General features: G+C 60.0%; 24 protein-coding genes. 13 read left to right on the forward strand and 11 right to left on the reverse strand.

What is annotated here, in order from left to right; translation table 11 throughout:
- Positions 1-27: 27 nt before the first annotated feature.
- From AC1DF8_RS32525 to AC1DF8_RS32545, 5 genes are all read right to left on the reverse strand, one after another.
- Positions 28-657 (reverse strand): PRC-barrel domain-containing protein, encoded by a 630-nt coding sequence (locus tag AC1DF8_RS32525; protein WP_478156756.1) that lies wholly within the window; start codon positions 655-657, stop codon positions 28-30.
- 224 nt (positions 658-881) lie between these two features.
- Positions 882-1,769, reverse strand: coding sequence for an SMP-30/gluconolactonase/LRE family protein (locus AC1DF8_RS32530; protein WP_478156758.1), 888 nt, complete (start codon positions 1,767-1,769; stop codon positions 882-884).
- Between the two features lie 4 nt (positions 1,770-1,773).
- The gene (locus tag AC1DF8_RS32535; protein ID WP_112541405.1) at positions 1,774-2,406 is read right to left on the reverse strand and encodes a 2-dehydro-3-deoxy-6-phosphogalactonate aldolase; all 633 of its coding nucleotides are present in this window, start codon (positions 2,404-2,406) and stop codon (positions 1,774-1,776) included.
- 31 nt (positions 2,407-2,437) lie between these two features.
- Positions 2,438-3,355, reverse strand: a complete 918-nt coding sequence (locus AC1DF8_RS32540; RefSeq protein ID WP_478156760.1) for a 2-dehydro-3-deoxygalactonokinase — start codon at positions 3,353-3,355, stop codon at positions 2,438-2,440.
- A complete protein-coding gene (locus tag AC1DF8_RS32545; RefSeq protein WP_478156804.1) occupies positions 3,355-4,116 on the reverse strand; it encodes an SDR family NAD(P)-dependent oxidoreductase in 762 nt (253 codons plus the stop codon). Before AC1DF8_RS32545 ends, AC1DF8_RS32540 begins: the two co-directional genes overlap by 1 nt.
- A 112-nt stretch (positions 4,117-4,228) precedes the next feature.
- Between AC1DF8_RS32545 and AC1DF8_RS32550 the strand changes: the two genes are divergently transcribed.
- The 11 genes from AC1DF8_RS32550 to AC1DF8_RS32600 all read left to right on the forward strand — a co-directional run bounded on the left by AC1DF8_RS32550 (position 4,229) and on the right by AC1DF8_RS32600 (position 15,505).
- Positions 4,229-5,044, forward strand: coding sequence for an IclR family transcriptional regulator (locus AC1DF8_RS32550; RefSeq protein ID WP_478156762.1), 816 nt, complete (start codon positions 4,229-4,231; stop codon positions 5,042-5,044).
- Between the two features lie 259 nt (positions 5,045-5,303).
- Entirely contained in the window at positions 5,304-6,035 is a 732-nt protein-coding gene (locus AC1DF8_RS32555; RefSeq protein WP_112541401.1) for a LuxR family transcriptional regulator, read from the forward strand.
- A 566-nt stretch (positions 6,036-6,601) separates the two neighbouring features.
- The gene (locus AC1DF8_RS32560; RefSeq protein ID WP_478156765.1) at positions 6,602-7,750 is read left to right on the forward strand and encodes an Mrp/NBP35 family ATP-binding protein; all 1,149 of its coding nucleotides are present in this window, start codon (positions 6,602-6,604) and stop codon (positions 7,748-7,750) included.
- A gap of 404 nt (positions 7,751-8,154) precedes the next feature.
- Complete coding sequence (locus AC1DF8_RS32565; protein ID WP_112972478.1) at positions 8,155-9,132, forward strand: magnesium transporter CorA family protein; 978 nt, start codon at positions 8,155-8,157, stop codon at positions 9,130-9,132.
- An 18-nt stretch (positions 9,133-9,150) separates the two neighbouring features.
- The gene (locus AC1DF8_RS32570; protein ID WP_478156767.1) at positions 9,151-11,049 is read left to right on the forward strand and encodes a potassium transporter Kup; all 1,899 of its coding nucleotides are present in this window, start codon (positions 9,151-9,153) and stop codon (positions 11,047-11,049) included.
- Positions 11,050-11,402: 353 nt separating this feature from the next.
- Positions 11,403-12,581: a cell wall hydrolase gene (locus tag AC1DF8_RS32575; protein ID WP_478156769.1), complete on the forward strand. Its 1,179-nt coding sequence runs from the start codon at positions 11,403-11,405 to the stop codon at positions 12,579-12,581.
- A gap of 283 nt (positions 12,582-12,864) precedes the next feature.
- Positions 12,865-13,203, forward strand: coding sequence for an AtpZ/AtpI family protein (locus AC1DF8_RS32580; RefSeq protein ID WP_478156771.1), 339 nt, complete (start codon positions 12,865-12,867; stop codon positions 13,201-13,203).
- Between the two features lie 60 nt (positions 13,204-13,263).
- Positions 13,264-14,016: a F0F1 ATP synthase subunit A gene (locus tag AC1DF8_RS32585; RefSeq protein ID WP_112541394.1), complete on the forward strand. Its 753-nt coding sequence runs from the start codon at positions 13,264-13,266 to the stop codon at positions 14,014-14,016.
- Between the two features lie 67 nt (positions 14,017-14,083).
- Positions 14,084-14,311, forward strand: coding sequence for a F0F1 ATP synthase subunit C (locus AC1DF8_RS32590; protein ID WP_003588243.1), 228 nt, complete (start codon positions 14,084-14,086; stop codon positions 14,309-14,311).
- A 78-nt stretch (positions 14,312-14,389) separates the two neighbouring features.
- A complete protein-coding gene (locus tag AC1DF8_RS32595) occupies positions 14,390-15,010 on the forward strand; it encodes a F0F1 ATP synthase subunit B (RefSeq protein WP_478156774.1) in 621 nt (206 codons plus the stop codon).
- 3 nt (positions 15,011-15,013) lie between these two features.
- A complete protein-coding gene (locus tag AC1DF8_RS32600; protein WP_112541392.1) occupies positions 15,014-15,505 on the forward strand; it encodes a F0F1 ATP synthase subunit B in 492 nt (163 codons plus the stop codon).
- Between the two features lie 142 nt (positions 15,506-15,647).
- Here AC1DF8_RS32600 and AC1DF8_RS32605 read toward each other — a convergent pair whose 3' ends face one another.
- Together AC1DF8_RS32605 and AC1DF8_RS32610 are read right to left on the reverse strand one after the other, a co-directional pair.
- The gene (locus tag AC1DF8_RS32605) at positions 15,648-16,340 is read right to left on the reverse strand and encodes a ribonuclease HII (RefSeq protein WP_112541391.1); all 693 of its coding nucleotides are present in this window, start codon (positions 16,338-16,340) and stop codon (positions 15,648-15,650) included.
- A 281-nt stretch (positions 16,341-16,621) separates the two neighbouring features.
- The gene (locus AC1DF8_RS32610) at positions 16,622-17,779 is read right to left on the reverse strand and encodes a PA0069 family radical SAM protein (RefSeq protein ID WP_113115803.1); all 1,158 of its coding nucleotides are present in this window, start codon (positions 17,777-17,779) and stop codon (positions 16,622-16,624) included.
- A 139-nt stretch (positions 17,780-17,918) separates the two neighbouring features.
- Here AC1DF8_RS32610 and AC1DF8_RS32615 point away from each other — a divergent pair, with 139 nt between their 5' ends.
- On the forward strand, positions 17,919-18,437 hold the full coding sequence (locus AC1DF8_RS32615; RefSeq protein ID WP_112972513.1) for a glycosyltransferase family 2 protein: 519 nt from the start codon (positions 17,919-17,921) through the stop codon (positions 18,435-18,437).
- Between the two features lie 182 nt (positions 18,438-18,619).
- Positions 18,620-18,934 (forward strand): hypothetical protein, encoded by a 315-nt coding sequence (locus AC1DF8_RS32620; RefSeq protein ID WP_478156777.1) that lies wholly within the window; start codon positions 18,620-18,622, stop codon positions 18,932-18,934.
- Positions 18,935-18,957: 23 nt separating this feature from the next.
- Here AC1DF8_RS32620 and moaB read toward each other — a convergent pair whose 3' ends face one another.
- The 4 genes from moaB to AC1DF8_RS32640 form a co-directional block, all read right to left on the reverse strand.
- Positions 18,958-19,509, reverse strand: coding sequence for a molybdenum cofactor biosynthesis protein B (gene moaB / locus AC1DF8_RS32625; RefSeq protein ID WP_113206941.1), 552 nt, complete (start codon positions 19,507-19,509; stop codon positions 18,958-18,960).
- A complete protein-coding gene (locus tag AC1DF8_RS32630) occupies positions 19,509-20,402 on the reverse strand; it encodes a 4-(cytidine 5'-diphospho)-2-C-methyl-D-erythritol kinase (RefSeq protein WP_478156780.1) in 894 nt (297 codons plus the stop codon). Before AC1DF8_RS32630 ends, moaB begins: the two co-directional genes overlap by 1 nt.
- A gap of 6 nt (positions 20,403-20,408) precedes the next feature.
- On the reverse strand, positions 20,409-22,241 hold the full coding sequence (locus AC1DF8_RS32635; protein WP_112541386.1) for a tetratricopeptide repeat protein: 1,833 nt from the start codon (positions 22,239-22,241) through the stop codon (positions 20,409-20,411).
- 201 nt (positions 22,242-22,442) lie between these two features.
- Positions 22,443-23,459, reverse strand: coding sequence for a polyprenyl synthetase family protein (locus tag AC1DF8_RS32640; protein WP_112972471.1), 1,017 nt, complete (start codon positions 23,457-23,459; stop codon positions 22,443-22,445).
- Positions 23,460-23,520: the final 61 nt, after the last annotated feature.

Here is a 23,520-nt window from a genome sequence, read left to right on the forward strand (position 1 = left end):
TCACCTACGCTCTACTCTCCGTACGGATTACTTGTTGGTTGTCGAACCTGTCGACGTATTGTCCGTCGGCATGGCCGTGCCGGTAGCTGCCGGAGCCTTTTCGGCTGACTGCATGGCAAGTGTCTTGAACTCCGGCGCCGCCTTGAGGGATTCGGCAGTTTCCGTCGTCGTCAGCTTGACGGAGCCGTCCTGCGTATTCTGCGCGACGGTGATCTTATTCATGGGAACGGCGACATTCTTTTCACCGATCCCCAGGAAGCCGCCGACACCGATAATTGCTGCGACAAGCCCGCCATCCTTCTTCATGATCAGGTCGTTGACGCTGCCGATGCTCTCATTGTTGCCGTTGTAAACCGACTGGCCAATATACGTATTGGCACTGATCTGGTCCGGAGCCTGCTGCGTCAGATAGCTGTCGCCACCTGCCTGGGCCATGTCAGTGCTCGGTGCCGGGGCCGGAGCCTGTGCGGCATCACCTGCCGGTGCCATCGGCTTGACTGGTTCTGCCGGTGCCGGAGCGGCTGGCTCAGCGGGTGCAGACTGCGCGGGAGCAGCAGGGTTAGCCGGCTGGGGAGCTGTCTGCGAAAATGCTGCCGGTGCGAAAGCCGTGGCAAACAATGCGCCAGCGGCAACGGTCGTCAGAAGTTTGCGTGTCATTTCGAACCTACCTTCGTTTCTTGAGTGATCCCTGGCGCGAAAGGGCCTGTTTTTCAAGAATACCTGCCGCGCCGGTTCAAGAATGAAATGACCGATCAGCTTATTGGTTCCGGACGAAGACACGGAAAGTTTTGCAGTTTTCACGGAACCTTGACCGGAAAAAGCCCCAAAAAAACAAAAGGCGCCCCGCAAGGAGCGCCTTTATAAATTGCGGACTTCGCATTTCAGATCACATAGGCAGGATCGAAAACGCCCTTTACCGTGATGCCGAGTTCAAGCAGCGCGCCTGCACTTGGCTGGGCGGAGCGGGCATCCTCATCCAGACCTTCCCAGGCGGTCGTGACCACTAGCCGGTCGGCATTGGCGCCGATGAAGGCCGGGCAGGAAGGTTGCGCTGCCGGCACCTTGTAGCGAGCTATGCGCAGGCCATCCGGGCTGTAGCGATCAACGACACCGGCACCCCAGCGCGCGTTCCAGATATAGCCATCGGCATCGCAGACTGAACCGTCGAGCCCGCCGGGTTCGTCCATGCTGTCGACCATCACGATCGGTTCACCGGACGGCAGGCCGGTCTGGGGATCGACCATGACCCGCATCAGACGGCTGATTCGGGTGTCGGTAAAGTAGCCGATCGTGCCATCGGGCGAAAAGCAGATGGAGTTTGGAATGCTGATGCCGCTGAAGATCTTCGTCACCTTGCCGGCGGCAACATGATAGATCGCGCCGGCCTGGTTTTCGGCGCGTTTGCTCATCGTGCTGATCCACAACGCGCCTGAGGGGTGCGTGCGCCCGTCGTTGGAGCGGTTTTCCGGCTTGTCGTTTTCCAGCGCCGCATAGAAGGTTAGCTTGCCGCTCGCGATATCCCGTACGAACAGCCCTTCCTCGGTCGCCAGCAACTGGCGGCCAGAATCGACGCGGGCCAGAACGCTCGCCATGGCAGGCAGCGGATGTACCTTCTTCTCGTCTGTCGAAAGATTGAGCTCGTGTAGTTCCTTGCCGAGAATATTGAACCACCAGACGGAATTGGAAACGGGATCGTAAGTGGGGCCCTCACCGAGAACCGAATTGGTATCGCAAAGTGTTTTGCCCTCGAATTCATAAATATCAGTCATATGCCTATGCTCCTATGGCCGCGTCATAGGCTAAGATGGTCGCCTTGGCGCGCTCGGCAACCTCTGCATCAGTCATTCCGGGCTTGTAAATGCTGGTGCCGAGACCGAAAGCCAAAATGCCCGCTTTGGTATAGTCGGAAAAGTTCTTGTCCGACACGCCGCCGACCGCCGCAATCACCAATTCCGGCGGCAGGATGGCGCGGATTGCGGTGATGCCTGACGGCCCCAGAACGCTTGCAGGGAAGAACTTGAGGCCGGTCGCACCTGCGCGGGCCGCCTGCAGCGCTTCAGTCGGGGTAAAGACGCCCGGCATGGTCACCATGCCGTAGTCGCGGGCGCGGATGATGACGTCGGGCTCAACATTCGGTGTGACCAGCAGTTTGCCGCCGGCGGCATGCAGGCTGTCGACGGCTTCTGTCGTCAGCACGGTGCCGGCGCCGATGAGCACATCCGCCGGCGCCATCTTGGCTGCGATTTCGATGGACTTGAAGGGCTCCGGCGAATTCAGCGGGATCTCGATCGCCGTCAGACCATTTTCGATCAGCGCGCCGACCACGGCTTGGGTTTCCTCGGGCTTGATGCCGCGCAGAATGGCAATCAGGGGACGCTTCATCTTGGGGAAGGGGACACGGTTCATCAGAATATCTTTCTCAGTTCGCCGAGATGGCTCAATTCGGCCAGATGGCTTGGGCAGCGGCCGAAAGCCCGCCGCGAACGGCGGCATCGGCGTCGATGGTGGTGAAGGAAAGGGAGAGCGTATGGAAGGCCTGTTCGTAGAGCGCCTGCAGGCGTCCGGACGCGACGAGGGTAACGGGGGTATCCTTGCCGGCGTCCTGCAACGCACCGGCGATTTCGAGGCCGATCAGCGTGCCGGAGAGTTTGGCTTGGGCGGCGGCAGCCGAAATACCGTGCAGAAGCTGGCCGGAACGGGCCGTGAAAATCAGGTTCGACGCGAGGGCCGGCCGCTTGAACGCGGCCGTAACCGCCGTCTCGAAGGCCGCGGTATCGGCCGGCTGGTCCTCGGCGCCGGCGACCGCATGCATGAGGATCGTATGTTTGGTAACGGCGTCGAAAAGTTCGCCCGTCATGAACGTGGAAAAACCGGTGACCTTGGCGTCACTGACATGCACCCATTTGGAATGCGTGCCTGGCATGCAGACGGCCTGGGTGCCGCGGCTCGTAGGCCCGAGTGCCCCGAGAAGCTGCGTTTCCTCCCCGCGCATGACATCCGGCGTCGCCGCATCACGCTGTGCAAGGCCCGGCAGAATGCGCACGTCGCGGCTTTCGCCGGGCACGGAAACTGCGCCCGACAGGATCGAAGCGAGCGAAGCGGGCACGTCGATATAACCCGCCTCCACCCAGCCCTGCCGTGCGCCTGCCATACCGCAGACGATGACTGGCAGGTTATCAGGCGCTTCCACGGCTGCGAGATGCCCTTCAAGAACCTGGGAAAAGCCGGTTTTGGCGGCGGTCGTCATGCCTTCGCCGCTGCGGCGCTCGGCGAGAACGGTGCCACCGGCATCGATAAGCCATAGCCGGAAGCTGCTGGTGCCCCAGTCCACCGCGACATAAGCGGGATTTGCCATCAGAGAACGCCTCCATCGACGATAAGGGACTGCGCGGTCATGCCGGCTGCGCAGTCGGATGCAAGAAACAGAGCCGGACCGACGATCGCGTCCGGCTTCAATGGGGTCTTCAGGCATTGCTCCTGCACGGAGCGGGCAATGCTTTCCTCCGTCAGCCATAACTTCATCTGCCGCTCGGTCACCACCATGCCTGGCAGAATGCAGTTGACGCGGATATTCTCAGGGCCGAGCCTTCCGGCCATGCTCTTTGTCAGGCCGACGACTGCCGCCTTGGCGGCGGCATAGGCAGGAAAGACGCCCATGTTCAGCTTGAAGGCAATCGACGACATGTTGATGATCGCTCCGCCGCCGGCTGCCCGCATCGACGGGGCTGCCGCCTGCGAGGTGAAGAAGACATGGCGCAGATTGACCGCCTGGTTATTATCCCAATAGTCCTCGGTCACATCGTCGAATTCGTGCCGGTCGTCCCAGGCCGCATTGTTGACAAGTACCCGGATCGGCCCGGATGTTGAGACGACAGCGTCGACCGCGCGCCTGATGGCGTCGATATCGCGCAGATCGGTATGGTAGAAACTGACGGGGTGCGCATACTCTTCTGAAAGCCGCTCCGCCAGTTCCCGGCTTTCCGCCTCGGCGATGTCGAGGAAGGAAACCTTTGCACCCTGCCTTGCGAAACCCTCGACGAGGGCAGCCCCGATCCCGGAACCGCCGCCGCTGATCAGCACCGTGCGATCCCTGAATTCAGGAAATTGTGCAGACATAGCGCTCACCGTTTCTCCTCCCATCTGGCACTAATTCCATTATTTGGAACTTAATTTGACTATATGGAATTATTCGAATAGGCTGGCTTTCCTGTCAAGGGTAGGAAAGGTAATGAGCTCCAAAGGCGACAGCATGGCGCATGTGGATGACAAGGGCGCGTCGCGTGATACCGGCACGCTCGGCAAGCTCATGGTGCTGCTTGATCTCGTCACCCATGCCGACGCTCCCTTGCGCTTCACCGATATTCTCGCACGTGCCGATCAGCCGCGCGGCACATTGCACCGGCAACTCGGGCATCTCGTCGAAGAGGGGCTTCTCGAGCTCGATGCCGAAGGGCGTTACGCGCCGGGTCTGCGGCTGCTCGACTTCGCCTCACGAAGCTGGGCGCGCAACGAATTTCGCCTGATCGCCGCGCCGCACCTCGCCGCCCTCCATCGCGAAACCGGCGAAACCGTCCATCTCGGCGTGCTGCGTGGCTCCTCCATTATTTATCTCGACAAGGTCGAAGGGCACCAGCCGGTGCGCATGTATTCACAGATCGGCAATGCCTCCCCCTGTTATTGCACCGGCGTCGGCAAGGCCGCCCTTTCGCTTTTGCCGCCGGATAAAATCGATGCACTCCTGCCCGGTCTGCATTTCAACCGCTTCACCTCGGCGACGCATGTGAATGCCGAGAGCCTGCTGGCGGAGATCGGCGAAATCGCTGCCGCCGGTCATGCTTTCGATCGCGAGGAACATGAGGCCGGCATCCGCTGTGTCGCCGCCCCGATCTGGTCGGACGACCGCTCCTTCATCGGCGGGGTCTCGGTTACCGGTCCCGCTTACCGCCTGTCGATGGAACTTCTCCAGGAATGGGCCGTTCCGGTTCAGGTGACAGCGCGGAAAATCATGGACGAAATGCGCATCCGCCTCGGGCCAAGGCGTTGAAACGGGCTTGACCATAGTCAATTGCTGGACGTCAGATACATAGCATGCTTATGATGTGTGTGTTATTGAGATTTGACGGCGAATCACGCCAACTGGGGTCGTCCGCGAAATCATCGACAATTCACCGGCCGAACGCGCTGCACGCCGAGGCTGAACCTATTGATCTGACGGGCGTTGTGTAACCCACCCTGTACCTGCCTCTTTTCCACACAGGCTGCCAGCGGTTTACCCAAAGCCCGGTTCGGAGGCGAAAAATCTGATGGCAAGTTTACCGCAAACTTCGGTGGAAGACGCCTACGTCCAGGAGGTCGCCGGGCTAAAAACCCAGTTCGACATTTTTCGCTTCATGAAGCGGGTGACAGAGGCCTATCGTAGCCGCGCCTTTATGGTTTTGAACCTGCCGCCGATTACCTCCTTCGACCTTCAGGCCAATACGATCATCACCAGCTGGCCCGCTGAATTGCTGTCGATCTACGATCAGGAAGGACTGATGGTGAACAGCCCCGTCCTGCGGCGGCTGCGAACGTCGACGCTGCCGTTCTTCCATGACACGTCGCGCGCCAACTGGTCGCGCGATGACGGCAAGGCTGGCATCGTTGCGACTCTTTTCGAACGCTTCAAGATGGTGCGCTGCGGCTATTTCCCGACGCACGAACCATCAGGCGCGCGCGGTGCAGTCTCTTTCGCCGGGGACCGCGAGCCCTTCACCGCGGTAGAGATGCGGGAACTGAGCTATATCGCGATCCATGTCTTCGATCGGCTCGCCGAAATCCGCAATCTCGATACGCGCATAACCGACACGCTGACGGATCGCGAGATCGATTGCCTGAACTGGACCGCCGCCGGCAAGACCAGTGCGGAGATTGCCGAAATCCTCGATCTCTCGGAACATACGGTCAATCACTACCTGAACCGAGCAACGAAGAAGCTGGATACGGTCAATCGTACGCAGGCTGTCGCCAAGGCGCTGCGCATTGGCCTCATCAAGTAAGGCCCTGATTTAGTAAGGCCAGTTTAGCAGGCGTTGCAGCCCAAAATTACGTCAGTCGACTCCAGGCTGCTCAATATCTGAGCGCCAGTTTCTTCACGAGTGGGCCAGAACTGACGATTGCCATCCTTTTCCGCAAATTCAGCATTTGGCACGCTTCCTGCATTGTTATCGGCAGAGGTCCAGAGGGGACTTTGAAACAGCGCCAGCTCAATGGCGCGACCGACACGCCACCGTCTGATATTCGCGCCGCTTTTCTCCCGGCGTTCCAATATCGGCGGTGGTTGTTGCGTTTGGGCAACCGCCCGTTGCTCTGTTCCGAAAACGGACGATTTCGTTAAAATTTTTTCTGGTCTTTTTCTCCGCTTGCGCTAGTTCGCCTCGAATTGCGTCGGTTCTCGGGGAGTCCGTTGCGGCCATCAGGGCGAAAGCCCGGCGGACTTGATGGCCGCAGCGGAGAGAGAACGCATTGCCTTTCCGTGATGCAAGTTATGTCTGCTGCCCGATTTCGTTTGGCGAAGCTGTCAGCCTCCACTATTTACTGAAGAGGTAGAAGCAGTGAGGGCGGAATGACCGAGGTCACCAAGGAACAGGTTCTGGAAACGCTGAAGACCGTGCGCGGACCGGATCTGGAGCACAATATCGTCGAACTCGGCATGGTTTCCGACGTCTTCATTTCCGATAGCAAGGTCTATTTCTCCATCACTGTACCGGCCGAACGTGCCAAGGAACTGGAGCCGCTGCGGCTTGCCGCCGAGCGTGTGATCAAGGAAATGCCGGGTGTGAAGGGTGCGCTCGTGGCCCTGACGGCAGATAAGAAGGCAGCCGCCAGTGCGCCTGCTGCGCGTCCCGCTGCGCAGGCTGACCATAGCCATCACGGCCACTCCCATGCCCCGCAGCAGCCGCGCACTGCCAAGATCGGCGTTCCCGGCATTGGCGCCATCATTGCCGTCGCATCGGGCAAGGGCGGCGTTGGCAAGTCGACGACGGCGGTCAATCTGGCGCTCGGCCTGCAGGCCAATGGTCTTCGTGTGGGTATTCTCGATGCCGATATCTACGGCCCCTCCATGCCGCGGCTTCTGAAGATCTCCGGCCGGCCGACCCAGATCGACGGCCGCATCATCAATCCCATGGAAAATTACGGCCTCAAGGTCATGTCCATGGGTTTCCTCGTCGATGAGGAAACGGCAATGATCTGGCGCGGGCCGATGGTTCAATCCGCTCTCCTGCAGATGCTGCGTGAAGTCGCCTGGGGCGAACTCGATGTTCTCATCGTCGATATGCCGCCCGGCACTGGCGACGCCCAGCTCACCATGGCCCAGCAGGTGCCGCTCGCCGGAGCCGTGATTGTTTCAACGCCGCAGGATCTCGCGCTGATCGATGCCCGCAAGGGCCTCAACATGTTCCGCAAGGTCGAAGTACCGGTTCTCGGCATTGTCGAGAACATGAGCTATTTCGTCGCGCCCGATACCGGCACGCGCTACGATATCTTTGGCCATGGCGGCGCCCGCAGGGAGGCTGAGCGCATCGGCGTGCCCTTCCTCGGCGAAGTGCCGCTGACGATGAATATCCGCGAGACCTCCGATGCCGGAACGCCGCTCGTCGCCTCAGATCCGAATGGCATCGTCGCCGGCATCTACCGCGCCATCGCTGCCAAGGTCTGGGAGCAGGTCGGCGAGAAGCCGCAGCGTGAGGCGCCTGCGATCGTATTCGAATAAAAACGAATCACGCGCCGATCACCCCGAATTGTGGGCGAAATGAGATGAAAAGGCGCAGTTCACGTAACATGTCTTGATTATTTCCTGGCTTTGCTTCATATGCGCGCCGGCGTCATGATGGCGCGTCTGCAAATGCTCTGTATGGCCGCTGCTTTATGAAGTTTCCGGCCTCTCTGCATGTTCGGAGTTGGCTTGTCGATCGACGGATTGGTGACTGCGATGCGGTGGAGCGACCCGGCCGAAAAGGCCGGATATGACCGGAGCTGTATGAACGTTCTTTATCCCCTTCCGTCTCGGTCGATGGCGAGTGCGTCTAGGCGCCATCGCGCCCGCAACGGCATGGTAGGGCTTTCGACAAAAATGGTTACACCGGTTGGGCGCCGCTGGCGCCGGAGATGCGGGCTGTGATCACAGCATACTGTTCCAACTGCAAGTCGGTCGAGATCCGTGATCTTGCCAATCCTCCGGAATTACCGGCGGATATGGTATGGATCGACATGATCGAGCCGACTCGCGAGGAAGAACTGCATGTCGAAAAGATCCTTGGCATCGAAGTGCCGACCCGGGACGACCTCAGGGCGATTGAGCCGTCAGCCCGCCTCTATGTCGAAGGCAATGCCGTATACATGACCGCTTCGCTGATCTGGAAAGCGGAAACGGAAGCACCTACCCTGACGGATGTCGCCTTCATCCTCGCCGGCGACAAGCTGGTGACCATTCGCTACGCCCATCCGAAATCCTTCGCCCTCTTCATCGCCGCCCTGCACCGCATACCCGAGCAGTGGCGCAGCGGCGGCGCTCTGCTTGCCAAGCTCCTGGAAACGATTGTCGATCGCACCGCCGAAGTTCTGGAAATGTCGGTGTCCCGCCTGGACATCCTTTCCGTCCACGTCTTCGGTGATCGCGCCAAGAAGGTACGCAAGCCTTCGAACTATCTGGAAGAAAAGCTGAAGGACATTGCCGGCCATCACCGGATGATCAGCAAGCTGCGCGACAGTCTCGGTTCGCTCTCACGCCTTCTCACCTTCTTCTATACGATTCCGGTCGTGCAGCACGATCAGGAGACCAAGGAACTCTGCCGAACGATCTCGCGCGATATCCAGTCCCTTTCGGAGCACGCGTCCTTCGTCGCCGGCAACATCACCTTCCTGCTCGACGCCTCGCTTGGCCTCATCAACATCGAGCAGAATGCCATCATCAAGATTTTTTCCATTGCTTCGGTCGTGTTCTTGCCGCCGACGCTGGTCGCTTCCATCTATGGCATGAATTTTGAATACATGCCGGAGTTGCACCTGGCTGCGGGTTATCCTTACTCGCTCGGTCTCATGGTGATCTCCGCCGTCGTTCCCTTCTTCTTTTTCCGCTGGAAAGGCTGGCTCTGAGGAGCCTGTAATTGCTTCATGTCTGAAGAAAGCCATTCTCAAGAACGTGACCTTACGCCGCGCAAGCTCTTTTATCTTGCGCTAGGCTCCGTAGGTGTCGTTTACGGGGATATCGGCACGAGCCCGCTTTACGCGTTTCGCGAAGCGCTGAAGCCCGTCGCTCACGATGGTCTCACCCGCTTCGAGGTTATCAGCCTTATTTCACTGATGATCTGGGCGCTGACCATCATCGTCACCATCAAATACGTGCTCTTCCTGCTGCGCGCCGACAACGACGGCRAAGGCGGCACCCTGTCGCTGCTGGCCCTCCTGATGAAGACCGCCAATGGCCATACTGCGCTGCTGATGCTCCTCGGCCTGATGGGTGCGGCACTCTTCCTTGGCGACGCCATGATCACGCCGGCACTGTCAGTCTTGTCAGCGGTCGAAGGCATCAAGCTGGTCACGCCGCGCCTGTCGGAATATATCGTGCCGATATCGGTGGCGATCCTGGCGCTTCTTTTCGTCGTGCAATCTCACGGCACGGGCGCGGTCGCACGCTTCTTCGGCCCAATCACGGCGCTCTGGTTCCTGGTTATGGCTGCCGCCGGCATTGCCCATATTTCGGACGATTACGGCATTCTCGCCGCCTTCAACCCCTATTATGCCGTCAGCTTCCTGCTGCATGAGGGCTTCTACGGCATCGTGGTCCTCGGCGCCGTTTTCCTGACCGTCACCGGTGCGGAAGCGCTTTACGCGGACCTCGGCCATTTCGGTCGTCGCCCGATCCAGTGGGCCTGGTTCCTGCTGGTTTTCCCGTCGTTGACGCTGAATTATCTGGGGCAGGGCGCGCTCGTTCTCGGCAATCCGATGACGATGTCTGATCCCTTCTACCTCATGTACCCGCAATGGGCGCTGCTGCCGGTCGTCATCCTTGCGACTGCCGCCACCATCATCGCCAGCCAGGCCGTCATCACCGGTGCCTTCTCGCTCGTGCGCCAGGGCATCAACCTCGGCTTCCTGCCGCGCATGGAAATCCTCTTCACTTCCGAGACCAATACCGGGCAGATCTTCGTGCCTTCGGTCAACGCGGTGCTGTTCTTCGGCGTCATCTTCCTCGTGCTCGGCTTCAAGACTTCGGATGCACTGGCCACCGCCTACGGCATCTCTGTCACCGGCGCGATGGTCGTCACTTCGATCATGGCCTTCGAATTCGTCCGCGCCCGCTGGAACTGGTCGCTTCCTGTTGCCATCATCGCGCTGCTGCCGCTGGTCATTCTCGAGCTGATCTTCTTCGGCGCCAACCTTCTGAAGATTCATGACGGAGGTTACATTCCGATCATGATTGCCACGGCCTTCACCGTCATCATGTGGACCTGGCGTCGCGGCACGGCGATCCTTACGGAGAAGACCCGCCATACGGATATTCCGCTTGCCTCTTTCGTCAGCTCCATCGAGCGCAAGAGCGAGCATTCGCCGGCCCATGTTCCGGGCACCGCAATCTTCCTGACCAGCGATCCGGACTCGGCACCCGCCGCATTGCTGCACAATCTCAAGCACAATCATGTGCTCCATGACCGCAACGTCATCCTGACGATCCGCACTGTCAACAAGCCGCGCGTCTCGCCGCAGGAGCGCTACAAGGTCGAGCAGATATCCGAACGCTTTTCGCGCGTGGAACTGCTCTTCGGCTTCATGGAATCACAGAATGTCTCCCAGGCGCTGGCGGCCTTGCGCAAGACCGGCCTGAAGTTCGACATCATGACGACCTCCTTCTATCTCGGCCGCCGCAAGCTGGTGCCTGATGCGAAGTCCGGCATGCCCTACTGGCAGGACCGCCTCTACATCGCGCTCGCCAACGCTGCCGCCAATCCCTCCGACTATTTCCGCCTGCCGGCAAACCGTGTGGTGGAACTGGGCTCGCACGTCATAATTTGATGGGGTCGAGAGGGCGGTTTCGTCGCTCTCTTTATCCAGCGCCCGCGCTCTTTCATAAGCTTGCAAAGCCCCCCAAACCCTCCCCACAAGGAGGAAGGGTTAAGCTGCCGCACACGATTTCAACGTCTTCAGCCTTTCGAAAGCGGCGAGGCGCTCTCTCCGGGTTAAGCCCCTCCCACCTGTGGGGAGGGGACTTTTCGCCGGGTCGAACACCCATCCCCCTAAAATCCCAACAGCTTTAGCATATGCAAGAATCCTCATGGTCATATTCCGGCACGGGTCGTTAACCAGCTATCAAGGTTAATGCGAGATTTTCTTGGGACTGTTCCTGCGTCCCATGCCTGGAGTCCGCGTTGCGTCGAAATGCTCGTTCTCGCAGCAAGCTGCGTCTCTTGCCCCAGAATTGGGTCTCTCCCGCGATTTTCGGCGTGGCCGGATGGTTGATCTTTCCGAGCGTCGCTTCTCATGCCGATCTTGCCACCATGCTCGCCGGTCTCGACAATGATGGCGAAAGCTGGCGCATGGTTCTGACCAATTCGCCCGCAGGCTCCATCCACCAGGCGGAACTTGCTTTTGCCGACCCTGCGGTCACCGGTTCGATCCCGTCAGGCGCCGGCATGGTGTTGCCGGACGGCCGAAAGGTCGCCTTCGTTTCGGGCAAAAAAGGCAACGAGGGCATCCCGGACGAGGATCGCGTCAATCGCAATGCCAAGAAGGGCCGCGTCGTTGCTGTTGAAAGAGTGCAGCCGCCGAAGGATTTCTCCGCCGGCTCCATCCTCGAGCGCACGAAACTCCTTTTCCGCCCGGTCTTTGATCTCAAGGACAAGTCCGCCTTCGTCAAGCCGGCGATCAGGGGCAAGGAGATCGAGATCGCGACTGCCTTCTACAAGACACAGCCGGTGCAACAGCAGGACACTGCCGTACCGGAAATGCTGGCAAGCCTCGTGACCAGCAACAAGGCCGACGTATTGGCGACAGCCTATGCACCTGCCGCACCGGATTATTCCCGTCAGTCCCCCTTCGATTCGATCCTGACCGACAAGGATGAAGGCCGCTTCGTGCCGCAGATCGGTCCAAAGGACCATGCCTGGGCCGCCAGCATCCTGCCGCCAAGCGTCTTCTCCGCCAGTGAGCAGCAGTGCCTGGCTTCGGGCATCTATTTCGAAGCGCGCGGCGAATCCGTGAAGGGGCAGGCGGCGGTCGCGCAGGTCATCCTCAACCGCGTCCGTAACCCGGCCTATCCGAAGACCATTTGCGGCGTCGTCTACCAGAACGAGGACTGGCGCAACCGCTGCCAGTTTTCCTTCGCCTGCGACAACATCAAGGACCGCGTGAATTCACAATATCACTGGCGCGTTGCCCGCGACGTTGCCATGGCCGTGACCGCCGGCAAGATCTGGCTGCCGCAGGTTGGTTCGGCCACGCATTACCATGCCGTCTACGTCCGGCCCGATTGGGCCAGGACCATGGAAAAGGTAGGCCGCATCGGCATGCATGTCTTCTACCGGACTTACGGCGGCGGTTGGAGCTGAGGCAAAAGGGCTGCTGATTGCGGATTTTATGCAGACCGGCACCGTTCGAAGACGGATTCTTTGGATGAAATCGGGCGCAGGTGGCCGGATTCCGCTTAAATATTTGATTTTTTGCGGTTATTTTATGGCTGGACACGGGCTGTCTACGCCTTGACTATGCTAATCCCTAAAACTATGTTGCGCGCGACTTCAGAACGGGCCGGAAGGTTCTTTAACCTTTGCGTCCGTGGTTCGGAAAACCGGGGTAGCGGGATTGCGGGCGACGGGAGCGGAGGAGAGCACGATGGCGGATGACCGCGAAGAAAGTCTTGAGCAGCGCCGTCGGCAGCTGGAAGCGGAACTCGCCTCCAAGCGTGTCGATGACAGGAAGGAAGAAGCGCGGGAGGCCAGCGTCGAGCAGAGCCGTAAAGGTTATGCACAGGCGATGAAGCTCTCCAGCGAATTCATTTCCGCCATTGTTGTCGGTGCTGTACTCGGCTGGCTCTTCGACCATTTTGTTGGCACGACGCCTTGGGGGCTGATTGTTCTTCTGCTTCTTGGATTCTGTGCCGGCGTACTGAATGTTCTGCGCGCCGCGGGGAAGGTTTCCCAACCCCTGGATCGCAGAACACCTGAGAAATAAGGGCCGTTCTGGTCCAGTGCAATTTTCGCCTTCGGGCGGATCAAAGAGAGAGAGCAACCGGTGTCAAACGATCCGACTCATCAGTTCCAGATCTTCAAGATTGTGCCGATCGAGATCGGCGGGATTGATTTCTCGTTCACCAACGCATCTCTCTTCATGGTGGCTTCGGCTGCTGTCGCTGCTGGTTTCCTCTATTTCTCGACCACGAGCCGCGCCATTATTCCGGGCCGTTCGCAGTCGCTTGCCGAAATGTCCTATGAGTTCATTGCCGGCATGCTGAAGGAAGGGGCGGGCACCAAGGGGATGAAGTTCTTCCCGCTGGTCTTCTCGCTCTTCATGTTCGTACTGACGGCAAACCTGCTCGGCATGTTCCCGTATTTCTTCACGATTACCAGCCAGATCATCGTCACTTTCGCACTGGCGATCCTCGTCATCGGCACGGTTCTCGTCTACGGCTTCTATAAGCACGGCTTCCACTTCTTTAATGTCTTCGTGCCCTCGGGCGTGCCGGGCATTCTGTTGCCGCTGGTCGTCTCGATCGAAATCATTTCCTTCCTGTCCCGCCCGATTTCATTGTCGGTTCGTCTTTTCGCAAACATGCTCGCTGGTCACATCACGCTGAAGGTGTTCGCAGGCTTCGTCGCCTCGCTTGGAGCCCTCGGTGCAGTCGGTGTCGGCGGAGCCGTTCTTCCTCTCATCATGACCGTCGCCCTGACCGGTCTCGAGTTCCTCGTCGCCTTCCTCCAGGCTTACGTCTTTGCGGTACTGACTTGCATGTACCTCAATGACGCGATCCATCCGGGCGGGCACTAAGGATAACGACATCGACGTCAAAGGGCGTCAGTCATTCGCCGCAACAACCATTTCAAAGGAGTTCAACATGGAAGCGGAAGCAGCAAAGTTCATCGGTGCAGGCCTGGCTTGCTTTGGTATGGCCGGTACGGCTCTCGGCCTCGGCAATATCTTCGGCAGCTACCTCTCCGGCGCTCTGCGCAATCCGTCTGCCGCTGACAGCCAGTTCGGCCGTCTGGTATTCGGCTTCGCCGTTACGGAAGCTCTGGGCATCTTCTCGCTGCTCGTTGCTCTCCTTCTGCTCTTCGCCGTCTAATATCGGTGGATTGATGGATCACGGCCTGCGAACAGCGAGCCGTGATCCTTTGCATTTGCAGTACACCTGGAGGTGAGCATGTACTTTGTGACCCCGGCCTACGCTGAAGAGGCACCGGCGGGAACCGCGACGGATGCGCATGCCGCTCCGGCTGCCGGCGAGGTTCATACCGAGACCGGCGTCGCCGAAGGCGAGCACGCGCGTGGGCCTTTCCCGCCTTTCGATTCGTCGACCTATGCATCCCAGCTTCTGTGGCTGGTGATCACGTTTGTCATTTTCTACCTGCTCATGCAAAAGGTCATCGCACCGCGCATCGGCGCCATCATCGAGCAGCGTCACAACCGCATTTCGCAGGATGTCGAGGAGGCTGGCCGCCTGAAGGCTGAAGCCGACGCCGCCGTCGCGACCTATGAAGGTGAACTTGCCGCTGCCCGCACCAAGGCGAATTCGATCGGCACTGCCGCTCGTGATGCCGCCAAGGTCAAGGCCGAGGAAGACCGCCGCGCCGTTGAGGCAAGCCTGACCGAAAAGCTGAAGGCTGCCGAGGCCCGCATTGCCGATGTGAAGGCAAAGGCTTTCGCCGATGTCGGCGCCATCGCCGAGGAAACCGCGTCTGCTGTGGTCGAACAGCTTATCGGCGGCTCCGCTGCCAGGACTGACGTTGCCGCTGCCGTCGCAGCAGCCGAGAAGGAGGCTTGATCGATGGAATTTGCTCTTGATGCAACTTTCTTCGCCCTCGTCGGCCTCGTTATCTTCCTGGCCCTGATGGTTTACCTGAAGGTTCCGGGCATGATGGCAAAGTCGCTGGACGACCGTGCCGATCAGATCCGCAACGAGCTGGCAGAAGCCAAGCGTCTGCGCGAGGAAGCCCAGCACCTGCTCGCCGAATATCAGCGCAAGCGCAAGGAAGCTGAAGCCGAAGCTGCCCACATCGTGGCGGCTGCCGAGCGCGAAGCCGAAATGCTGACCGCTGAAGCCAAGAAGAAGACGGAAGAATTCGTCGCCAACCGCACGGCTCTTTCCGAGCAGAAGATCAAGCAGGCTGAAGTCGATGCGATGAAGGCCGTTCGCTCTGCCGCAGTCGATCTCGCCATCGCAGCCGCCGAAGCCGTTATCGGCAAACAGGCCGATGGCAAGGTTCAGTCCGAACTCTTCGGTCAGGCCGTCGGCGAAGTGAAGACCCGCCTGAACTGAGCCGCAGCTCGATAGAATTGGAAAAGCCCCGCTTCGGCGGGGCTTTTTGTTTTATCTGTGTCGGTTGTCTGGCGTGATGCGCATGCCGGCGATGGCGGTCTCGAACTACCGAGCGGTACTGAGATGCGAGTCACGACCGCGGCTACTCGCCGAGCATCTCGCCGTTCGCTTCAATCTCTACGCCATCCTTGCGCAGCGGCCGGAAGGTCATCCGGTGCAGCGAGCACGGCCCATGCTTCTCGATACCGGAGCGATGCTGCGCGGTGCCATATCCCGCATGGGCGGCAAAACCATATTCGGGAAACACAAGATGCGCGCGCGCCATCATCCGGTCGCGCGTCACCTTCGCCACGATGGACGCGGCGGCGATCGAAACGGATCGGGCGTCGCCCTTCACCACAGCCTGCCCGGGGCAGTCGAGCCCGACAGGCACATCCAGCCCATCCGTCAGCACGTAGCTTGCCGGTACGGAAAGGCCGCAGATCGCGCGGCGCATCGCGTCGAGGCTTGCCTTGCGGATATCGGTTTCGTCGATGCGGGTGGAGCTGGAAGAGGCGATGGAAACCGTGGCTGTCGCAAGAATTTGGACGAACAGCTCCTCGCGCTTCTGCGCCGAAAGCTGTTTGGAATCGTTGAGACCTTCAGGAATGCGCTTGGGATCGAGGATCACGGCTGCAGCAACGACAGGGCCCGCCAGTGGCCCACGTCCGGCCTCATCGGCGCCCGCGACGGGCCAGTGGCCGGCCTTGCGAGCCTTCAGCTCCAGCCGGAAATCCGGCACGAGGGGGACCTCTTCAAAGAGCAGAGGAGAATCGGGTGACGTGCGACGTTTCATGCGGTTGAACCTCGCACGCCAACCCGATTTCCTGCAAGCCCCCGGATCAGGGCGGCGACGGCCGGGGGCAGTCCGGCAGATGGTGCGGTCAGGGCCATCCGCAGGAATTGCGCAAGACAGAAGACGCAGGGCAGGTCTTCTTCACGTCTTACGCAAGCTCATCAGCAATTCCAGCAAAAGTGCGTAGCGGTTTTACGTCCGGAATTGCGTAAACAAACAAAGCAATTCCAGCAAAAGTGCATCGCGGTTTTGCGTTTTCGGAATTGCACGAAAATATCCAGTCACAGCAACGAAAGCTGTACGCCGCTTCCATTCGGCGGCACGAAGAGATCGTCGCGCAAGGCAAGGCTTCGACGGGTCAATTCCAGCCGCTTCGCAGCCATCTCGAAGCGTCGGGCGATCTGCCACGCGTAGGGTCCGGCGCCTTTCATGCGCTTGCCGAACTCCGCGTCATAATCCTTGCCGCCACGCATCGAACGCACCAGCGACATGACATGACGGTAGCGGTCAGGATAGTTCTGCAGCAGCCAGTCGCGGAACAGGGGGCTTACTTCCAATGGCAGCCGCAGCAATACATAACTCGCTTCTTCCGCTCCTGCCGTTTTGGCGGCATCGAGAATGCGTTCCAGCTCATGATCGTTGAGCGCGGGGATGATTGGCGCGGCCATCACGGACGTACGCACACCGGCCTCGGAAAGCCCGCGGATCGCCTCCAGCCTGCGCGTCGGCGTCGAGGCCCGGGGCTCCATGAGGCGCGCAAGCTTGCGGTCGAGCGTCGTGACCGAAATGCCGACGCGCACGATGTTCTTCGCCGCCATTTCCGTGAGGATATCGAGATCGCGCAGGATCATCGCCGACTTGGTGACGATCGCGACGGGATGGTTCGCCTTGTTCAACACTTCGAGGATCTGCCGCATGATGCGCCATTCCTTCTCGATCGGCTGGTAGGGATCGGTGTTGGTGCCGATCGCGATGACGCGCACCTTGTAGCCGGGTTTGGCAAGCTCGCGCTCCAGGAGCTTCGGTGCGTCCGGCTTGGCGAAGAGCTTGCTCTCGAAATCCAGCCCTGCCGACAGGCCCATATAGGCATGGGTCGGCCGGGCAAAGCAGTAGATGCAGCCATGCTCGCAGCCTCGATAGGGATTGATCGACCTGTCAAAGGAAAGATCGGGAGACTCGTTGCGGGTAATCGCCGTGCGTGGCTTCTCGATCTGGACATCCGTCTTGAAGGGGGGCAGTTCCTCGAGCGTCTGCCAGCCATCATCGAAGGCCTCGCGCTGTGTCGGCTCGAAGCGGCCGGTGGGGTTCAGCCCCGCACCGCGGCCGCGCCGCCGGTCGACTTCGACGCGCAGCCCCGAGGCCGCGATCATCGCGTCGGCAATATCTGCCTTATTGGCAGGCGCAAATGCGGTCTGCCCTGCAAGGGACTGAGGTCTCATCGGATTCTCCAGCGGCGAAAAACGTTCGATTTCGCTCGTTTTGATGATTATATTCCTATCGGCAAAATGAGAACAATGCAAGAACAAAATGAGGAAAGTCGCGCTGGCAAAATTTTGTGCGGCGCTCTATAAACAGGCAATGTTGACTGTCGTTCTTGAATGCCAGGATCAGGAACCTGAGCTGGCCCAGACCCTATCGGTATTGGTGGCGGGCGCCGTGGAGGGCCTCGTCAGTGACGTGGTCGTGCTCGATCACGGCTCCCGCGATGGCACGTCGCGGGTGGCGGACGCTGCCGGCTGCCGGTTCCATTCGCAGTGGGATATCAAAGACATCATCCGATCGGCCCGTGGCGAATGGCTGCTTTTTGTCGAGCCGGGCGCAAGACCTCAGGCGGGCTGGATCGACGAAGTTTCGGAATATGTCGCCTTGAACAAGGTCCCTGCGCGCTTTACTGCCTCGCGCGGCTATCGACGTCCCTTCTTCCAGCGCGTCGGTCGTTCAAGGCCGCCGCTCGAACTCGGCCTGCTCATGCCGAAGAAGCTCGCCATTTCAGCGGCAAAGAGCGGCATGCGCTTGACCGAATTCGTCAAGGCACAGAAGCCGCGTCAGCTTTCCAGCGAATTGATTCCCTCCTGGGTCGCCCGTGCCGCGCGGTAGCTACGACATTTCCGCGACATTGCGCAAAAATGGCGCCCAATCGAATTTTGCGCTATAATTAGAGTATGGCGCCGCCGAAGCGCCTCGCTTCGTAACGGATGGCCATGAGATGCCGGTGAGCGGCAGAGCAGGTCAACGAAAATCTCCTCTTCTGCCGGGCTTCCGGCGAAAGGAGGTGCGTCATGCTACGCAATATGGTCCACGGCCTGCTGGCCGCCATACTGACGGCATCGCTGATCGCGCATCCGCATCCGGCAGCATCGCAGATGATGCACAGTTGCGCAGGCCGATCCGAGATCGTCAAATTTCTGGACAGCAACTTTGGTGAAAAGCTCACCGCAGTCGGGTTGATCAATCAGAACGCCATTCTCGAGGTCTATGCCGCCGAAAGCGGTACCTGGACGCTCCTCGTCACGGATGTTCATGGCATAAGCTGCGTGCTGTTGTCAGGCGACAGCTGGGAAACGATGCCCGCCCTGCCGGGTCTGGCAACATAGAGGACATCGCTGTCGCAGCCGGTCTATTTCGTCACGCCGCGCTTCAGATGTTCGTCGAGCCGGGGCATGATCTCCACGAAATTGCAGGGCATCTGCCGGTAGTCGAGCTGCGCCTTCAATATACCGTCCCAGGCATCTTTGCAGGCGCCGGGCGAGCCCGGCAGCACAAAGATGAAGGTGGCGTTGGCAACACCTGCCGTAGCGCGCGACTGGATCGTCGACGTTCCGATCTTGTCGTAGGAAATCCGGTGGAACACGGCCGAAAATCCATCCATCCGCTTTTCGAAGAGCGGTTCCAGCGCATCGGGCGTCACGTCACGGCCGGTAAAACCGGTCCCGCCCGTGGTGATGACGACGTCGATTTCCTTGGCTTCCGTCCAGGCACGCACGCGGGCGGTGATCCTCTCGCGGTCGTCGGGAACGATATCGCGGTCGATCAGCTGATGTCCGGCTTCCGCAATTCGTGCCGCCAGCGTGTCGCCGGATTTGTCATCGGCCGGCGTACGCGTATCCGAAACAGTCAGAACCGCTATGCCGAGCGGAATAAAAGGTCGTTTTTCGTCCAGGCCTGCCATCACGCGCCTCCCGCGAAAGTCTCCGTCGCCTGGAAATACCAGTCCGGGCGCGCGGCGTGAAGACGCTCGGCGGCACGCAGCGCGACAACGGGCGTCTCGAAAATGCCGAAGCAGGTCGCACCAGAGCCGGACATGCGGGTGAAAAGCGCGCCTTCTGCAGCGAGCATGCCAGAAATCTCGGCAATTTCGGGAACCAGCTCCCGCGCCGGCGGCTCAAGATCATTGCGTGTCGCTCTTATGGCTTCCATCCAGTGCGGCGACTTTTTCAGGACCAGGCGAGGATTATTCTTGATGACAAGCCGCCGGAAGATCTCGGGCGTGGAAACGCCTTTAAGCGGATTGGCGAGCACCACAGCGAAGGAGGGCAGGGCATCGGCCGTCTCTATCTGTTCGCCGATGCCGCGTGCAATCAGCGGCGTGCTTTTGAGGCACATCGGCACGTCGGCTCCAAGCGTCAGGGCGAGGGCAGCAATAGTTTCTGTCGGAAGCGGCACGTCCCACAGGCGCATAAGCCCGCGCAGAGTCGCTGCTGCATCGGCAGACCCGCCACCGATGCCGGAAGCGATCGGCAGGTTCTTCTCGAGATGGATGCGCACAGGCGGAGCACCACCCGCCGCTTCCCGCAGCAGGTCGCGGGCCTTCAACACCAGATTGGTGCCGGGGTCATCGGCAAGGACGTCGGCGAACTGGCCGGAAAGCGTGAAGTCATCGGCATCGGCTGGGGAAAACCCCAACCGATCGCCGTGGCGCGTAAACGTCACCAGCATTTCAAGAAGGTGATAGCCGTCGGCCCTCTGGCCCGTCACATGAAGGGCAAGATTGATTTTTGCGCAGGCATCTTCAGTAACGGCGAAATCGCCGAGCCCGGAAAGCAGCATGCCCGTTTCAGGCATGCGGCCTCAGGATTTCTTGTCGACCGGCGGCGGCGTCGCCGGCGGCGGGTCAGGCTGCTTCTTGTCGGCCGCCTTGGCATCATCGTCCTGCGCCGGCAAGCCGTTTGCGACCTTATCCTTGATCTTCGGGATCTGGGCTTCCTCGGGTTCGGAGGCGAGTGCCCGGTTCCACTGATAGACAGCTTCCAGCTTGCGGCCCACGCGCCAGTAGGCGTCGCCGAGATGGTCGTTGATTGTCGCGTCGCCAGCCTTGATCTGCGCTGCACGTTCCAATTCGTCGACGGCATCGTTGTAACGGCTGAGGCGGAAATAGGCCCAGCCGAGCGAATCGATGATGTAGCCGTCGTCAGGACGGAGCTCGACGGCCTTCTTGATCATCTCAAGGCCCTCGTCGAGGTTGCGGTTCATGTCGATCCAGGAATAGCCGAGATAGTTCAGAACCTGCGGCTGGTTCGGATTGAGGTCGAGCGCCTTGCGGAAGTTAGGTTCCGCCTGATCCCACTTCTTCAGCCGCTCATAGGCGATGCCACGCTGGAAGAAGACGCTCCAGTCTGCGCGGCCTGGCAGCGGCCCGATCACCTCGACAGCCTTGTCGTAATTATCGGCCATCGCCTGATAATCCTTGGCGTCGGAAAGCACGCTGCCATAGGCGAGATAGCTTCTCACATCCTTCGGGTCTGAAGCGATCAGCGCCTGCAGGTGCTTGCGGGCTTCCTCCACTTTACCGCCCTGCGCGAGCGCGAGGCCCAGCTGCAGTTCGGAAATGCGGCGCATCGGCGAATTTGCCGGCACCTTCTGGTAAAGCGCAATGGCCCGGTCCATCTGTTCCTGCTTTTCGGCAATGCCGCCGAGCAGAACCAGCGTGTCGGCGCTGTTCGGATCGAGCGCATTGGCCGTCTGCAGATAGAGCGAGACGATATCTTCGGCACCGTCGCGGTTCAGCGCTCCGCCGACTGAAAACAGCACGCCAGCTGCACCTTCTTCTGCACTCTTGACTTGCTGTTCCTGCTTCTCGCCCTTTTCGATACTGTCGCGCAGTGCGTTCAGCGGCGTATAGTTCGGCAGCAGGTTGTCGCCGACCGAGACGGCGTCGAGTGCCTTCTGCTTGTTGCCCTGCGAAGCTTCGAGGCGTGCGAGTGCCATGATGGCGCGCATGAAGGTGTCGGGCGCAGTTGCGCCGCCCTCCTTGTCCAGTACGGCATCATTGAGATGCTGGCGGGCGGATTTGACGTCGCCGTTGACGATCGCGATCGCACCCGCATTGTAGTTCTGGAAGATGCGGACCCAATCCGGGCCCTTCATCTTCTCGACCATCGCAAGCCCTTCCTTGCCGCGGCCGGCGCCGACGCGCGCCCAGGCCAGCAGCAGGTCGTTCATCATGCGGTCGAGATCGTTCGGCCCGTCATATTTCAGGATCGATTCTGCGGATTTGAACTCGCCGCGGCGCATCGCATCCATGCCGCGCACGATCGTGGTGATACGCTCGACGGTCGGGTCACCCTTCAGGTCGTTCGCATATTTCACGCCGTCCTTGATGTCGCCGTTCAACAGCAGCGAGATCATCAGGCGCTGGCGGATTTCCGGGTTGCCCGGCTCGATCTGCAAGGCTTTCTTGTAGAGCTCGATCGCCGTCGGATAGTCGTGGTCCACATCGGCCGTGCGGGCAGCGAGAAACGCGCCCGAGAACGTGGTAACGCTGTCCGGATCGAAGGTCACGGTCTTGCCGGCATCATCCGCCTTGGCCGCGTCTTCGGCGTTCACGCCGCCGATCCCGCCGAGCGAAAGCACTGCCGCGAGGGCTGCGCTCGAAAGGAGACGGGTGACAAATCTCTGCCGCATTAGAAAACCTTTCTTCAGGGACGGCCGGAACAACGTGCCGACCGCAAAATCAGTTGCAAACACTGATTCACAACAGGATGGCTTTTTTGAAGCGGCCCTGCAAGAAATTCAGCCCACGTTCAAGGACGTTTGATTAAAGCCCGCCGCGCCAAAGCGTACGGCGGCCTTGCGGCAAAGTCATACCTCTCGTCGAGGCGCGCCTCAGTTCACGCGCTCGATGCAGAAATCGATGACTTCTATCAGGGCCGATTTCCAGGGGCTGTCCGGCAGCGGTGCCAGCGCATCCCGTGCGATCGTGCCGTAGTGTACGGCCCGCTGGATCGTGTCGTTGAGCGTGCCGTATTTGGTGATCAGGCCAAGCGCCTTTTCCAGATTGGCATCGCTGCTGTTGCCGCCTTCGATCGCATCGCGCCAGAAGGCGCGCTCGTCTTGCGTGCCGCGGCGATAGGCGAGAATGACCGGAAGCGTGATCTTGCCTTCGCGGAAATCGTCGCCGACATTCTTGCCGAGATCGGCAGCCTTGCCGCCGTAATCCAACGCGTCGTCAACCAGCTGGAAAGCGAGGCCGAGATTCATGCCGTAGGATTTCAGCGCGTTGCGGTTGGACTTGTTGGTCTCGGCAACGATCGGGCCGACTTCGGCGGCAGCCGCAAAGAGGGCTGCCGTCTTGGCGCGAATGACAGAGAGGTAGTCATCCTCGGTCGTTTCCATGTTCTTTGCGACCGAAAGCTGCAGGACTTCGCCCTCGGCGATGACGCAGGCAGCCGACGAAAGCACGTCCAGCGCTTCCAGCGAGCCGACTTCTACCATCATGCGGAAGGCCTGGCCGAGCAGGAAGTCGCCGACAAGGACGCTCGCCTGATTGCCCCAGATCGTACGCGCGGTCGACTTGCCGCGACGCAGGTCGCTTTCGTCCACCACGTCGTCATGCAGCAGCGTTGCCGTATGCATGAACTCGACTGATGTCGCGAGCTTGATGTGATTCTCGCCCCTGTAGCCGAAAAGCGAGGCTGCAGCGAGCGTCAGCATCGGCCGCAGGCGCTTACCGCCGGAAGAGATGAGATGGTTCGCCACCTCCGGAATCATCTGGACATCGGAGCCGGCCTTGGAAAGGATAAGCTGATTGACCCGCTCCATGTCAGCCTTGGTGAGGTCCACCAGCGGCTTGATGGAAGCCAGTTTGTTTTTGTTTTCTTCAAGCGGTATGACCACGCCCAACGACCCGGACTCCTGTTCATTCGTTGCCTTTGACAATAGAAAGGGGCGATGGAGGCGGCAA

The sequence above is a fragment of the Rhizobium sp. 05N49 genome (assembly GCF_056396805.1).

Coding starts and splice junctions, on each gene's coding strand:
- AC1DF8_RS32525 (WP_478156756.1), bottom strand. CDS start 657: ATGACACGCAAACTTCTGACGACCGTTGCCGCTGGCGCATTGTTTGCC.
- AC1DF8_RS32530 (WP_478156758.1), bottom strand. CDS start 1,769: ATGACTGATATTTATGAATTCGAGGGCAAAACACTTTGCGATACCAAT.
- AC1DF8_RS32535 (WP_112541405.1), bottom strand. CDS start 2,406: ATGAACCGTGTCCCCTTCCCCAAGATGAAGCGTCCCCTGATTGCCATT.
- AC1DF8_RS32540 (WP_478156760.1), bottom strand. CDS start 3,355: ATGGCAAATCCCGCTTATGTCGCGGTGGACTGGGGCACCAGCAGCTTC.
- AC1DF8_RS32545 (WP_478156804.1), bottom strand. CDS start 4,116: ATGTCTGCACAATTTCCTGAATTCAGGGATCGCACGGTGCTGATCAGC.
- AC1DF8_RS32550 (WP_478156762.1), top strand. CDS start 4,229: ATGAGCTCCAAAGGCGACAGCATGGCGCATGTGGATGACAAGGGCGCG.
- AC1DF8_RS32555 (WP_112541401.1), top strand. CDS start 5,304: ATGGCAAGTTTACCGCAAACTTCGGTGGAAGACGCCTACGTCCAGGAG.
- AC1DF8_RS32560 (WP_478156765.1), top strand. CDS start 6,602: ATGACCGAGGTCACCAAGGAACAGGTTCTGGAAACGCTGAAGACCGTG.
- AC1DF8_RS32580 (WP_478156771.1), top strand. CDS start 12,865: ATGGCGGATGACCGCGAAGAAAGTCTTGAGCAGCGCCGTCGGCAGCTG.
- AC1DF8_RS32590 (WP_003588243.1), top strand. CDS start 14,084: ATGGAAGCGGAAGCAGCAAAGTTCATCGGTGCAGGCCTGGCTTGCTTT.
- AC1DF8_RS32595 (WP_478156774.1), top strand. CDS start 14,390: ATGTACTTTGTGACCCCGGCCTACGCTGAAGAGGCACCGGCGGGAACC.
- AC1DF8_RS32600 (WP_112541392.1), top strand. CDS start 15,014: ATGGAATTTGCTCTTGATGCAACTTTCTTCGCCCTCGTCGGCCTCGTT.
- AC1DF8_RS32605 (WP_112541391.1), bottom strand. CDS start 16,340: ATGAAACGTCGCACGTCACCCGATTCTCCTCTGCTCTTTGAAGAGGTC.
- AC1DF8_RS32610 (WP_113115803.1), bottom strand. CDS start 17,779: ATGAGACCTCAGTCCCTTGCAGGGCAGACCGCATTTGCGCCTGCCAAT.
- AC1DF8_RS32615 (WP_112972513.1), top strand. CDS start 17,919: ATGTTGACTGTCGTTCTTGAATGCCAGGATCAGGAACCTGAGCTGGCC.
- AC1DF8_RS32620 (WP_478156777.1), top strand. CDS start 18,620: ATGCTACGCAATATGGTCCACGGCCTGCTGGCCGCCATACTGACGGCA.
- moaB (WP_113206941.1), bottom strand. CDS start 19,509: ATGGCAGGCCTGGACGAAAAACGACCTTTTATTCCGCTCGGCATAGCG.
- AC1DF8_RS32630 (WP_478156780.1), bottom strand. CDS start 20,402: ATGCCTGAAACGGGCATGCTGCTTTCCGGGCTCGGCGATTTCGCCGTT.
- AC1DF8_RS32635 (WP_112541386.1), bottom strand. CDS start 22,241: ATGCGGCAGAGATTTGTCACCCGTCTCCTTTCGAGCGCAGCCCTCGCG.